This is a genomic window from Nocardioidaceae bacterium SCSIO 66511 (genome assembly GCA_023100825.1).
Classification (GTDB): domain Bacteria; phylum Actinomycetota; class Actinomycetes; order Propionibacteriales; family Nocardioidaceae; genus Solicola.
This window is the reverse complement of the sequence record CP095846.1, coordinates 2,599,453-2,612,622: the sequence shown is the minus strand read 5'-3', so window position 1 is coordinate 2,612,622 and position 13,170 is coordinate 2,599,453. Positions and strand designations below refer to the sequence as shown.

The 13,170-nt window shown below is 65.9% G+C and carries 10 protein-coding genes and 1 rRNA gene; 10 read left to right on the top strand and 1 reads right to left on the bottom strand.

Annotated elements, in window-relative coordinates:
* Nucleotides 1–11: 11 nt before the first annotated feature.
* Genes argC through argH form a run of 7 tightly spaced genes read left to right on the top strand, consistent with a single transcriptional unit; the run spans nucleotide 12 to nucleotide 7,160 of the window.
* Complete coding sequence (gene argC / locus MU582_12230; protein ID UPK73209.1) at nucleotides 12–1,055, top strand: N-acetyl-gamma-glutamyl-phosphate reductase; 1,044 nt, start codon at nucleotides 12–14, stop codon at nucleotides 1,053–1,055.
* Complete coding sequence (gene argJ, locus MU582_12225) at nucleotides 1,052–2,203, top strand: bifunctional glutamate N-acetyltransferase/amino-acid acetyltransferase ArgJ (GenBank protein ID UPK73208.1); 1,152 nt, start codon at nucleotides 1,052–1,054, stop codon at nucleotides 2,201–2,203. Before argC ends, argJ begins: the two co-directional genes overlap by 4 nt.
* A 17-nt stretch (nucleotides 2,204–2,220) precedes the next feature.
* Nucleotides 2,221–3,150, top strand: a complete 930-nt coding sequence (gene argB / locus MU582_12220) for an acetylglutamate kinase (protein ID UPK73207.1) — start codon at nucleotides 2,221–2,223, stop codon at nucleotides 3,148–3,150.
* A gap of 41 nt (nucleotides 3,151–3,191) precedes the next feature.
* Nucleotides 3,192–4,316 carry an acetylornithine transaminase gene (locus MU582_12215; protein UPK77162.1) on the top strand — a complete coding sequence of 375 codons (1,125 nt, stop codon included), beginning with the start codon at nucleotides 3,192–3,194 and terminating at the stop codon, nucleotides 4,314–4,316.
* A complete protein-coding gene (argF, locus tag MU582_12210) occupies nucleotides 4,313–5,245 on the top strand; it encodes an ornithine carbamoyltransferase (GenBank protein UPK73206.1) in 933 nt (310 codons plus the stop codon). Before MU582_12215 ends, argF begins: the two co-directional genes overlap by 4 nt.
* Complete coding sequence (locus MU582_12205) at nucleotides 5,242–5,766, top strand: arginine repressor (protein ID UPK73205.1); 525 nt, start codon at nucleotides 5,242–5,244, stop codon at nucleotides 5,764–5,766. The genes argF and MU582_12205 overlap by 4 nt, the downstream gene beginning before the upstream one ends.
* Entirely contained in the window at nucleotides 5,763–7,160 is a 1,398-nt protein-coding gene (argH, locus tag MU582_12200) for an argininosuccinate lyase (GenBank protein UPK73204.1), read from the top strand. Before MU582_12205 ends, argH begins: the two co-directional genes overlap by 4 nt.
* A gap of 644 nt (nucleotides 7,161–7,804) precedes the next feature.
* Here argH and MU582_12195 read toward each other — a convergent pair.
* Nucleotides 7,805–8,887: a hypothetical protein gene (locus tag MU582_12195; GenBank protein UPK73203.1), complete on the bottom strand. Its 1,083-nt coding sequence runs from the start codon at nucleotides 8,885–8,887 to the stop codon at nucleotides 7,805–7,807.
* Between the two features lie 129 nt (nucleotides 8,888–9,016).
* Between MU582_12195 and MU582_12190 the strand changes: the two genes are divergently transcribed.
* The 3 genes from MU582_12190 to MU582_12180 all read left to right on the top strand — a co-directional run bounded on the left by MU582_12190 (nucleotide 9,017) and on the right by MU582_12180 (nucleotide 13,030).
* The gene (locus MU582_12190; protein ID UPK73202.1) at nucleotides 9,017–9,625 is read left to right on the top strand and encodes a DNA-3-methyladenine glycosylase; all 609 of its coding nucleotides are present in this window, start codon (nucleotides 9,017–9,019) and stop codon (nucleotides 9,623–9,625) included.
* A gap of 44 nt (nucleotides 9,626–9,669) precedes the next feature.
* Complete coding sequence (tyrS, locus tag MU582_12185) at nucleotides 9,670–10,923, top strand: tyrosine--tRNA ligase (GenBank protein UPK73201.1); 1,254 nt, start codon at nucleotides 9,670–9,672, stop codon at nucleotides 10,921–10,923.
* 589 nt (nucleotides 10,924–11,512) lie between these two features.
* Nucleotides 11,513–13,030, top strand: a 16S ribosomal RNA gene (locus MU582_12180).
* Nucleotides 13,031–13,170 lie beyond the last annotated feature (140 nt).

The following is a 13,170-nucleotide window of genomic DNA, read 5'->3' as shown; positions in this document are numbered from 1 at the left end:
AATGAATAATCATGCAGGTGACGACATCCAACACCACCGTAGCGGTTGCCGGCGCGAGCGGGTACGCGGGCGGGGAGCTGCTGAGGCTGCTGCTCGCACATCCCCACGTCGAGATCGGCGCGCTGACGGCCGGCAGCAACGCCGGTACGACGCTCGGCGCGCACCAACCGCATCTGCTGCCATTGGCCGATCGAGTGCTGGCCGAGACCGACGAGGAGACGTTGGGCGGTCACGACGTCGTGTTCCTGGCCCTGCCGCACGGTCAGTCGGCGAAGATCGCTGCAGCGCTGTCCGACGAGACGCTCGTCGTCGACTGCGGCGCCGACCACCGGCTCGTCGACTCTGGCGACTGGGCCGACTTCTACGGCGGCGAGCATGCGGGCAGTTGGCCGTACGGCCTGCCGGAGCTACCCGGTCAACGTGCCGTCCTGCAAGGCGCGAAGCGGATCGCGGTGCCGGGATGCTTCCCGACCGCGGCCACGCTCGCGCTGCTGCCCGCGGTCAGTAACGGTCTCATCGGAGACGACGTCACTGTCGTCGCGGCAACGGGCACATCCGGCGCCGGGCGGGCGCTCAAACCCCACCTCCTCGGTGCTGAGGCGATGGGCCAGCTCAGCGCGTACGGCGTCGGGGGCGTCCATCGGCACACTCCTGAGATGGAGCAGAACCTCCGCGCGGCGGGCGGAGACGACCCGAAGGTGTCGTTCACGCCGGTGCTCGCACCGACCGCGCGCGGCATCCTCGCGACGTGCACGGCATCAGTCACGGCCGGCGTGATCGCGGCCGATGTACGCACGGCGTACGAGAAGGCGTACGCGAGTGAGCCGTTCGTGCATCTGCTCCCCGAGGGCATCTGGCCGCAGACCCAGGCGACGATCGGCGCGAACACCGTCCATGTCCAGGCGACCGTCGACGAGCGCGCCGGCCGCCTGGTGGCGATCTCGGCCGAAGACAACCTCGCGAAGGGTACGGCCGGCGGCGCCATCCAGTCGATGAACCTCGCCCTCGGCCTGCCGGAGGACGCCGGCCTGACGACAGTAGGGATTGCACCGTGACCGTCACGACTCCACAGGGTTTCCGAGCTGCCGGCGTCGCGGCGGGTCTGAAGAGCAGCGGTGATCCCGATATGGCGCTCATCGTCAACGACGGCCCGAGCGACGCGGCGGCCGCGGTGTTCACCTCGAACCGCTGCAAGGCCAACCCGGTGCTCTGGAGTGAGCAGGCCATCCGCGCCGGCACAGCGCGCGCGGTGATCGTCAACTCCGGCGGAGCCAACTGCTACACCGGCCCGGACGGTTTCGCGATCACCCATGCGACGGCGGAGACCGTTGCGAGCGCGCTCGGGATCGGTGCGATCGACGTCCAGGTGTGCTCGACCGGCCTGATCGGCATGCTCAACGACCGAGACGACGTCTTGTCGGGTGCTACCGCAGCAACCAAGGAACTGCGTGCCGATGGTGGTGAGTCAGCGGCACAGGCCATCATGACGACCGACTCGCATGCGAAGAACGCCGTCTCGACCGGCGACGGCTACACCGTTGGTGGCATCGCCAAGGGCGCGGGCATGCTCGCGCCACAGCTCGCGACGATGCTGGTGTTCCTCACCACCGACGCCGATCTGACCGCGGCCGAGCTCGACGAGGCTCTGCGCTCAGCGACGGGCGCCACGTTCGACCGTCTCGACTCCGACGGTTGTCAGTCGACCAACGACACGGTGGTCCTGATGGCCAGCGGCGCGAGCGGCGTACGCCCTGCCGTCGCAGAGTTCGCCGGCCACGTACGCGCTGTGTGTCACGACCTCGCGATGCAGCTGCTCGGCGATGCCGAGGGCGCCGACCACGAGATCACCATCGAGGTACGTAACGCCGCGAGTGAGGCAGATGCGCTCGAGGTCGGCCGATCGGTCGCGCGCAGCAACCTGTTCAAGTGTGCGGTGTTCGGCAAGGACGCCAACTGGGGTCGCGTGCTCGCATCGATCGGCACGACCGACGCGGTCTTCGATCCCGCCGACCTCGACGTTGCGCTGAACGGCGTCTGGGTCTGCCGATCGAGCGGCCCCGGCGAGTCCGCAGACGAGGTGGACATGAGCGCCCGCCAGGTCACCGTCGAGATCGACCTGAAGGCGGGCGGCGAAGCGGCCACGATCTGGACCAACGACCTCACCCACGCGTACGTACACGAGAACTCCGCCTACTCGAGCTGACCGGGGACACCCACCACATGAGCGACCTGACCGAGTCCTGGAAGCGCGCCACCGACAAGGCGGCGACGCTCGCCGAGGCGTTGCCGTGGATGAAGCGCTACCACGGCAAGACCGTCGTCGTGAAGTACGGCGGCAACGCGATGACCGACGATGATCTGAAACGCGCGTTCGCCGAAGACATCGTGTTCTTGAGGTACGCCGGTTTCCGACCGGTCGTCGTGCACGGCGGCGGACCGCAGATCAGCTCCATGCTCGACCGTCTCGGTATCGAGTCGGAGTTCCGGGGCGGCCTTCGGGTCACGACGCCGGAGGCGATGGACGTTGTCCGGATGGTGCTCGTCGGCCAGGTCGGCCGCGAGCTCGTCGGCCTGCTCAACCAGCACGGCGCGATGGCGGTCGGGCTGTCCGGAGAGGACGCCGGCCTGTTCACGGCGAAGGCGACCAACACGATCGTCGACGGCGAAGAGGTTGATCTCGGACTCGTCGGTGAGGTCGCCGAGGTACGCCCGGAGGCCGTGCTGGACCTGATCGATGCCGGCCGAATCCCCGTCGTGTCGTCGGTGGCACCCGACGCCGACGGCGTTGTGCACAACGTCAACGCCGACACCGCGGCCGCCGCGCTCGCGGTCGCGCTCAACGCAGACAAGCTGATGGTGCTCACCGACGTCGAGGGTCTCTATGCCGACTGGCCCGACAGCGACGACGTCATCGGCAAGATCGGTGTCGAGGCGCTGGAGAAGCTGATGCCGACTCTGGCGAGCGGCATGGTCCCGAAGATGGGCGCCTGCCTGGCCGCCGTGCAAGGCGGAGTCGCGGGCGCAACCGTCGTCGACGGACGAGAGCTGCACGCCGTCCTGCTGGAGATCTTCACTGATGACGGCATCGGCACGCAGGTGCTGCCCGAGGTGGAGACCAAGATCCGCGCATCCGTGAGGAGCCAGAAGTGACCGACAGCGTGGGCTGGACCGAGCGGTACGCCGCGAGCTTGATGAACACCTTCGGGCCGCCGAAGCTCGTGCTCGACCACGGCGACGGCGCCCGGGTCTGGGACATCGACGGCAAGGAGTACCTCGACCTGCTCGGCGGCATCGCGGTCAACGTACTGGGCCACGGCCATCCTGCTGTCGTTGCCGCCTTGGCCGAACAGGCGCCGAAGCTCGTGCACGTTTCGAACTTCTTCACGACCGCGCCGCAGATCGAGCTCGCCGAGCGACTGCTCGCACTGGCCGACGTCGACGGTCGGGTGTTCTTCACGAACTCCGGTACGGAGGCCAACGAAGCAGCGTTCAAGCTGACCCGGCGCACCGGGCGTACGAAGATCGTCGCTGCCGAGGGCGGCTTCCACGGTCGCTCCATGGGCGCCCTTGCGCTCACCTGGAAGCCGGCGTACCGCGAGCCGTTCGAGCCACTACCGGGCGATATCGAGTTCGTGCCGTACGGAGACGCCGAGGCACTGGCCGCCGCGGTCGACGACGAGACGGCGGCCGTCGTACTCGAGTCGATACAAGGTGAAGCGGGCGCGATCGTGCCCCCCGATGGCTATCTCGCCACGGCTCGGGAGGCAACGGCTCGGCACGGTGCGCTGCTGTGGATCGACGAGGTGCAGACCGGCATCGGTCGCACCGGTGACTGGTTCGGCTACCAGGCATCCGGCATCACGCCCGATGTCGTCACGGTCGCCAAGGGGCTCGGCGCCGGAGTTCCGATCGGTGCCTGCCTCGCTGTCGGAGCCGCAGGTGCGCTGCTTCAGCCCGGCAACCACGGCACGACGTTCGGCGGCAACCCGCTCGCCACCGCGACAGGTCTTGCCGTTCTCGACACGATCGAGAAGGACGCCCTGCTCGACCATGCCGTGACGCTTGGCGAGCGTATGCGCAGCGCCGCTGCGGACCTGCCACACGTACGCGACGTTTCCGGACTCGGGCTCCTCATCGGGATCGGCCTCGACACCGACATAGCCGCAGCAGTGCACGATCGCGCGCTGGCCGCCGGCCTGATCATCAATGCCTGCGGGCCTGCACGCCTCCGGCTTGCACCCCCGCTGGTTCTCACCGAGGAGCAAGCCGACAAGGCGATGACGATCCTCGCGGACGCACTCGAAGGAGCAGTGTGATGAGGCACTTCCTACGCGACGACGATGTGACGCCGCAGGAGCAGTCGGCGATCCTCGATCTCGCCGATGCGTTCCGAACCGATCGTTTCCACCGGCGTCCGCTCGACGGACCACGGTCGGTCAGCGTGCTGTTCGACAAGCCCTCAACGCGTACTCGTGTGTCGTTCGCAGTCGGCATCGCAGAGCTCGGCGGCAGCGCGGTGGTACTCGATGCGAGTACCACCCAGCGGGGCCGCGGCGAGCCGGTCGCAGACACGGCGCGCGTACTCGACCGGATGACCGATGCGATCGTCTGGCGGACGTTCGCGCAGTCCGACCTCGAAGAGATGGCGTCGGTCGCGTCGGTGCCCGTCGTGAATGCGCTGAGCGATGACTTCCATCCGTGCCAGCTGCTCGCCGATCTGCAGGCCGTACGCCAGCACAAGGGCACGCTCGCGGGTCTGAAGTACGCGTACGTCGGCGACGGCGCCAACAACATGGCGCACTCACACCTGCTCGCGGGCGCAACTGCCGGTCTCCATGTACGGATCGGGTGCCCCGGGTCGTTGTCGCCGCGCGCCGACATCGTCGCCGATGCCGAGCGCATCGCCGCGTCGACCGGCGGGTCCGTCACTGTGACCACCGACGTGACCGAGGCCGTCGCCGATGCCGATGTGGTCGCGACCGACACTTGGGTCTCGATGGGTCAGGAGCAGGAGCAGGCCGAACGCATCGATACGCTCCGCCCGTACGCGATAACGCAAGCGCTGATGGCCGGTGCGGCGCCGGACGCGATCGTGCTGCACGACCTTCCCGCGTACCGCGGTTACGAGATCGAGGCCGAGGTGCTGGACGGCCCCCGCGCAGTGATCTGGGATGAAGCCGAGAACCGCCTGCACGCGCAGAAGGCGTTGCTCACCTGGCTGTTGACGATGGGGGAGCGCCGATGACGATCCCGTCGACGAAGGGTGCGCGCCAGCAGCTGATCATCGACCTGCTCGGGCGTACGCAGGTGCGCTCGCAGGGGCACCTCGCGTCACTGCTCGCCGAGGAGGGCGTCGACGTCACCCAGACGACGTTGTCGCGCGATCTGGTGGAGCTCGACGCAGTCAAGGTTCGCGACGAGTCGGGTGCGTTGGTCTATGCCGTCCCGGCGGAGGGCGGCGACCGCACCCACATCGCCGGCACGCTCAGCCACGCCGCGCAGTCGCGGCTGGCGCGACTCGCGCATGAGCTGTTGGTTTCGGCAGATGCGTCCGCAAACCTCGTCGTGCTGCGTACGCCGCCGGGAGCGGCGCAATTCTTCGCATCCGCGATCGATCACGCCGAGGGCGATGACCTGCTCGGCACGATTGCCGGCGACGACACGGTGCTCGTCATCACCCGCGAGCCCGACGGCGGTGAGGACGTCGCACGAAGGTTCACCGCATTGGCAGCCGTCGCAGCAACGAGTACGGAGGGCGAACGATGAGCGACCAGAAGCTGTGGGGCGGACGCTTCGCGGGCGGGCCGTCGCCGGAGCTCGCCGCACTGTCGAAGTCGACCGACTTCGACTGGAGGCTGGCGCCGTACGATCTGGCGGGCTCGCGTGCACATGCGCGGGTTCTCAACAGGGCAAGGCTGCTGAGCGACGAAGACCTGTCCGCGATGCTTGCCGGTATCGATGAGCTCGCTCGCGACGTCGAAGCAGGGGTGTTCGTGCCGGCCGAGTCCGACGAGGATGTGCATTCGGCGCTCGAACGCGGTCTGCTGGAGCGCGTCGGGGCCGACCTCGGCGGACGGCTGCGGGCCGGGCGCTCGCGCAACGACCAGGTTGCAACGTTGTTCAAGATGTTCCTGCGCGATCACGCGCGTACGATCGCTGGGCTCGTCCTCGATGTGGTCGGCGCACTCGCCGAACACGCTCGGGCACACCTCGGCGCGGCCATGCCCGGGCGTACTCATCTGCAACATGCCCAGCCGGTGCTGCTCTCGCACCATCTGCTTGCGCATGCCTGGCCGTTGGTACGTGACGTGCAACGCCTGCGCGACTGGGACGCGCGGGTCGCGTCCGACTCGCCGTACGGCTCGGGAGCGTTGGCAGGGTCGTCGCTCGGCCTCGACCCGGAGCAGGTCGCGCGCGATCTCGGTTTCACCGGCTCCAGCGCGAACTCCATCGACGGCACTGCCGCGCGCGACTTCGTCGCGGAGTTCACCTTCGTCACCTCGATGATCGGCGTCGACGTCTCGCGGCTCGCCGAAGAGGTCATCTTGTGGGCGACGAAGGAGTTCGACTTCGTCGCGCTCGACGACGGCTACTCCACCGGTTCGAGCATCATGCCGCAGAAGAAGAACCCCGATATCGCCGAGCTCGCCCGTGGCAAGTCCGGTCGACTGGTGGGCAATCTGAGCGGATTGCTCACGACGCTCAAGGCGTTGCCGCTCGCGTACAACCGTGATCTGCAGGAGGACAAGGAGCCGGTCTTCGATTCGATCGACTCGCTCGAGCTGCTGCTCCCGGCCGTCGCCGGCATGGTCGCGACCCTGCGGTTCAACACCGACCGGATGGCATCCCTTGCACCGCAGGGTTTCTCGCTCGCCACCGACGTGGCCGAGTGGCTCGTCCGTGAGGGAGTGCCGTTCCGCGAGGCCCATGAGCTGTCGGGCGCATGCGTACGCACATGCGAGGCCGAAGGCAAGGAGCTATGGGACCTCACCGACGCCGAGCTCGCCGCGATCTCGCCTCACCTGACCCCGGGCGTACGCGAGGTGCTCAGCGTCCAAGGCTCCATCGGCTCCCGTGACGCGCGCGGAGGTACGGCCCGGGCGCGAGTGGACGAGCAACTCGGTGAGCTGGCCGAAGTGGTTGCCGCCCTACGCCCCTGACGACTCCGGCGTCTTTCCGGTTCGACTACCGCCTGCTTCGGTTCGACTACCGGTGTGCCCGATTCCGGCCCGCTGTCGGCTCTCCGCTTCCTTCGGCTGGGCAAAAGACGCGGCGACGCGCGGAGGCGCGGTTTCGGTTCGGCTGCTTGGCGGCTTTCCCGCCACTTTGCGGTGGCCCGACGCGAACGAGTGAACTTCCGACACGGCAGCCCCGTACGTACCAACGAGCACGGCAAGCTGTCACTTTGCACGGTGTCCCTGCCGTGCAAAGCGGTGCTTCACCATGCTGACTTGGTAAAGCACCGCCGACCCCGCACAGGCCGACCGGAACGGGAAAGCCGGCAAGCAAGCCGAGCCACGTAGCCGCGGCTCCCGCGTCGCCGCGTCTTTGCCCAGCCGAAGGGGGCGGGGAAAGCCGACAGCGATGAGGCGCGAAGCGGCGAGTAGTCGCACCGTAGAAGCGGCAACGCCGATGGCGGCGAGGAATTGGGTAGGCGGGTAGTCGCCTTAGAAGTAGGGAAAGTCGACTGCGAGGGGAATCGGGCAGTCGGGTAGTCGCACCGTAGAAGCGGCGAAGCCGACAGCGACGAGAAGCGAAGCGGCGGGTAATCGCCCGGTAGCGCGGACAACCAACCCGCCACGGCCTACGTCTTCGCCTTGCGCGCAACCTTCTGAATGAGTCCCTCGTCGTTGGCGGCGGCCTCGAGCTGGGCGATCTTGCGACCTCGTCGGGCCGACCGCCGCGACAGCGCCGCGATCGCATCGATCGCCGCGTCGACGAGCTCGGCGTCACTCACGTCGTTCGCGTCGGGAGCGGGATCTTTGAACGTCGCGCTCGTCAGGTCTTCGAGGTTGCCGACGACGTCGAAGCCGGACTTGCTGACCTGCCGGGCGATCGCTCGTGACTCGCGGCGGGCCGCGTCGAAGGTCTCGCGGTCGATCGACACCCGGGTCTTGCCGGAGCGTTGGTTCAACGCCTCTTCGGCAAGGAAATGCTTCAGCTCCGGACGACGGTCGTGGACCGACAGCGCAGACTCGGGAAGCTCGTTCACCCGGCGTAGGAGTTCGACCTCGACCTGTCCCATCGACTGGTTGCCGCGCGGCTGCTCGGTCGACGTGCCCAAGGTGTCGACTCCGAGTACGGAGCAGAACCGCTCCCACAGCAGTTCGCGCGGCGCACCCGACGGCGGCACCGTGACGATATGGACCTGCTCGGGCGGCAGGACCTTCGACCAGGCGCGGAGGCTGCGAAGTGCGCGAGTGCGTTTGCGCAGCAGCTTGCCGTCGTCGTCGATGACGGACTTGCAGAACTCGGCCCAGGTGCCGGCGGAGCCGTTCTTGACCGACTCCTGCCAGTCGGCGGATACGACACCGGTGAGATCGCGCAACGTGAAGATGACATGTAGCTCGCGATCGGCGAGGTCGTCGCGCATGCGTTCGTTCTGCTCGGTCGTCGCGAGGGAGTAGCGCTCATGCGACAACACCGCGTCACCCTCGAAGTGCAGCACGTCCTTGACCAGCGCGGACCACACGCCCTTGGGCACCTTGGTCGCCCGGGCGGCCTTGCGCTGAGTGATCTCGCTCGCGGCGTCGTACTGCTGTTTGGTTCGTCGTACGACGAGCAGTCCGCGCCCGCGCAGGAGTTGGCGGTTCTGGTGTAGCAGGCTCTGCAGATAGGTCGTTCCGGTTTTCGGAGGCCCTATGTGGAGAAAGGCTTTGTGCGTCACAGTGCGGCGTCCATCAGGTCGCGGTCGAGGCCAGGGCCGAGTCTATCCAGGTCGGATTCGGCTTGCTACAACGGTCGGTAGCGACGCTCCGGCCGTCGGCGCGATATCCGGTGGGAGACACTCGGATGCGTGAAGACCGAGAAGCTTGCTGCCGAACTGGCGCGGCCCGCCGATGAGGTGGCGCCGGTGCTGCTCGGCTGGACGCTGAGCAGTACCCGCCCCGAAGGTACGGTCACGGTCGAGCTGACCGAGGTCGAGGCGTACCTGGGCGGTGAAGATCCCGCGTCCCATGCGTACCGCGGCCGCACGGCGCGCAACGAGGTGATGTTCGGCGCGGCCGGACACCTGTACACGTACCGGTCGTACGGCATCCATTGGTGCTGCAACGTGGTCACAGGCACCGACGGCATCGCCTCGGCGGTACTGCTGCGCGCTGGGCGCGTGATCGAAGGTCTGGAACTCGCGCGTGCGCGCCGCGGCCCGGACGTCGCCGAGCGCGCTCTCGCTCGCGGTCCGGGTTGCCTCGCGCAAGCGCTCGGGCTGACGGGCGAGGACTACGGTGCGGACCTCACCGGTGACGGCTGCGTGCGCCTGCGGCGCGGAACGTGTGTCGAACCCGCTCGAATCGCATCGGGTAGCCGAGTCGGCGTACGTCTTGCGGCTGATGTCGCATTGCGATTCTGGATCGACGGTGAGCCCACGGTCTCGGCGTACCGCAGGAGTCCTCGCGCGCAGTAGTACGAGACAATCGGGTGACGACAACCGATCACTAGGAGACGAACGTGACACACGTACTCGACGAACTCGACGCGCGCGGGCTGGTCGCGCACTCCACGGAGCGAGACGCGCTCCGTGCCGAGCTGTCGGGCGGGTCGATCACGTTCTATGTCGGTTTCGACCCGTCGGCTCCGAGTCTGCACATCGGTAACCTCCTCCAGTTGTTGGTGGCTCGACGCCTGCAGCTGGCGGGTCATCGTCCACTGATCCTGGTCGGCGGGTCGACCGGACTGATCGGCGACCCGAAGGAGACCGGCGAGCGGGTGATGAACAGCAAGGACGTCGTTGCGGAGTGGGTGCAGCGCATCCGCGAGCAGGTGAGCCGCTACGTCGATCTCGACGGAGACCTCGGTGCGACGATCGTGAACAATCTCGACTGGACGCAGGAGATGGACGTGCTCGACTTCCTGCGCGACATCGGCAAGCACTTCCCGGTCAACCGCATGCTGGACCGGCACGTCGTCAGCAGCCGGCTCGACTCCGGAATCAGTTACACGGAGTTCAGCTACGTGCTACTGCAGTCGATGGACTACCTGGAGCTGCATCGCCGCTACGGATGCGTCCTGCAGACCGGCGGTAGCGACCAGTGGGGCAACATCACGGCGGGCGTAGAGCTCGTACGCCGTGCCGACGGCGACCGTGTACATGCGCTCTCGACACCGCTGGTCACCAAGTCCGACGGCACGAAGTTCGGCAAGACCGAGTCGGGCACGGTCTGGCTCGATCCGCAACTGACGTCGCCGTACGCGTTCTACCAGTCATGGATACAGGCGGAGGACGCCAAGGTGGGGGAGTACCTCAAGCAGTTCACCTTCCTCGGTGTCGATGAGATCGATGCACTGATGGTCGAGCACGAAGAGCGACCCGGGGCACGCGCCGCACAGCGTCGGCTGGCGTCCGAGGTGACCCGACTGGTGCACGGCGAGGCAGAGACCGACGCCGCCGAACGAGCCTCGGCTGCGCTGTTCGGACGCGGACAGCTGTCCGAGCTGCCCGAGTCGACGCTACGTGCGGCACTGAGCGAGGCCGGACTCCACGAGCTCGCAACCGACGCAACCGTCCTCGACGCGTTCGTACAGACCGGACTGGTGGAGAGCCTCTCGGCCGGCAGGCGAGCAATGCGCGATGGCGGTGCGTACGTCAACAACGAGCGGGTGAGCGATCCCGAGCTACCGCTGGCCAAGGCCGGACTCCTGCACGAGCGTTACGGAGTTCTGCGCAAGGGCAAGCGAACGATCGCTGGTGTCGAGGTGCCGTAGGTGGTGCCTACCTCCGCAACGCGACGGCCCCGGATCCTTCCCGATCCGGGGCCGTTTCACGTCCCGTGCAAACGCTGCAACGCTCTGACCTGCGAAAACGTTCAGCGTGCGCACAGCGGGGCACCCCCGATTTGACCCTCTGTACCGCCGTGCGTAATGTTCTGTCTGTCGCCGAGAGCGGCGGGACACAAGGCCGGAAGGTCGGGTGGCCGGCTCCGGAGACTCCCCTTCTAAGGAAGCCTCGACCGAGGCGACTGAGTTACGGCTCAGTTCAGCTCCGGTCGCTGCGGCCTGGGCGGGGGAGGAGAGGCCGGCCCCGGATTTGACCGGGTCAGGACGATCCGGTAAGTTAGACGAGTTGCCCCGGAGCGGATGGCCGCAAGGCCGAAGCAAAGGTGTGCGTCTGATCCTTGAGAACTCAACAGTGTGCCAAAAGTCGACGATTTAGTCAGTTATACCCCGTCGATCGGCGAGCTTCGGCTCAACGAACGATGGATCGATTCCAGACAAAATTATTTGTCAGCAAGTAATTTGTCAGGCATCAACAAACCGTAGATTTCGTCATCGCTTCGGCGATGATGGCAAGTCTTCAACGGAGAGTTTGATCCTGGCTCAGGACGAACGCTGGCGGCGTGCTTAACACATGCAAGTCGAGCGGTAAGGCTCCTTCGGGAGTACACGAGCGGCGAACGGGTGAGTAACACGTGAGCAATCTGCCCTTCACATTGGGATAACCCTGGGAAACTGGGGCTAATACCGGATACCACCACCGATGGCATCTTCGGTGGTTGAAAGCTCCGGCGGTGAGGGATGAGCTCGCGGCCTATCAGCTTGTTGGTGAGGTAATGGCTCACCAAGGCGACGACGGGTAGCCGGCCTGAGAGGGTGACCGGCCACACTGGGACTGAGACACGGCCCAGACTCCTACGGGAGGCAGCAGTGGGGAATATTGGACAATGGGCGAAAGCCTGATCCAGCAACGCCGCGTGAGGGATGACGGCCTTCGGGTTGTAAACCTCTTTCAGCAGGGACGAAGCGCAAGTGACGGTACCTGCAGAAGAAGCACCGGCCAACTACGTGCCAGCAGCCGCGGTAATACGTAGGGTGCGAGCGTTGTCCGGAATTATTGGGCGTAAAGGGCTCGTAGGCGGTTTGTCGCGTCGGAAGTGAAAACTCAGGGCTTAACCCTGTTCGTGCTTCCGATACGGGCAGACTAGAGGTAGGCAGGGGAGAACGGAATTCCTGGTGTAGCGGTGGAATGCGCAGATATCAGGAGGAACACCGGTGGCGAAGGCGGTTCTCTGGGCCTATTCTGACGCTGAGGAGCGAAAGCATGGGGAGCGAACAGGATTAGATACCCTGGTAGTCCATGCCGTAAACGTTGGGCGCTAGGTGTGGGACTCATTCCACGAGTTCCGTGCCGCAGCTAACGCATTAAGCGCCCCGCCTGGGGAGTACGGCCGCAAGGCTAAAACTCAAAGGAATTGACGGGGGCCCGCACAAGCGGCGGAGCATGCTGATTAATTCGATGCAACGCGAAGAACCTTACCTGGGTTTGACATATAGGGAAAACTCATAGAGATATGAGGTCCGTAAGGGCCCTATACAGGTGGTGCATGGCTGTCGTCAGCTCGTGTCGTGAGATGTTGGGTTAAGTCCCGCAACGAGCGCAACCCTCGTCCTATGTTGCCAGCACGTAATGGTGGGGACTCATAGGAGACTGCCGGGGTCAACTCGGAGGAAGGTGGGGATGAGGTCAAGTCATCATGCCCCTTATGTCCAGGGCTTCAAGCATGCTACAATGGCCGGTACAATGGGCTGCGAATCCGCAAGGTGGAGCGAATCCCAAAAAGCCGGTCTCAGTTCGGATTGGGGTCTGCAACTCGACCCCATGAAGTCGGAGTCGCTAGTAATCGCAGATCAGCAACGCTGCGGTGAATACGTTCCCGGGCCTTGTACACACCGCCCGTCACGTCATGAAAGTCGGCAACACCCGAAGCCGGTGGCCCAACCCTTGTGGAGGGAGCCGTCGAAGGTGGGGCTGGCGATTGGGACGAAGTCGTAACAAGGTAGCCGTACCGGAAGGTGCGGCTGGATCACCTCCTTTCTAAGGAGCAACTGGCAATCGGTCATGGATCGGTTGTCCAAGTCGTCGTTGACCAAGCGAATGTCTTGGTGCGGCGATGCTCACTAGTGGAACGTCGATTAGTTGGCTCGGTCGGTTGAAGGTTCGGTCAGTACACCCGT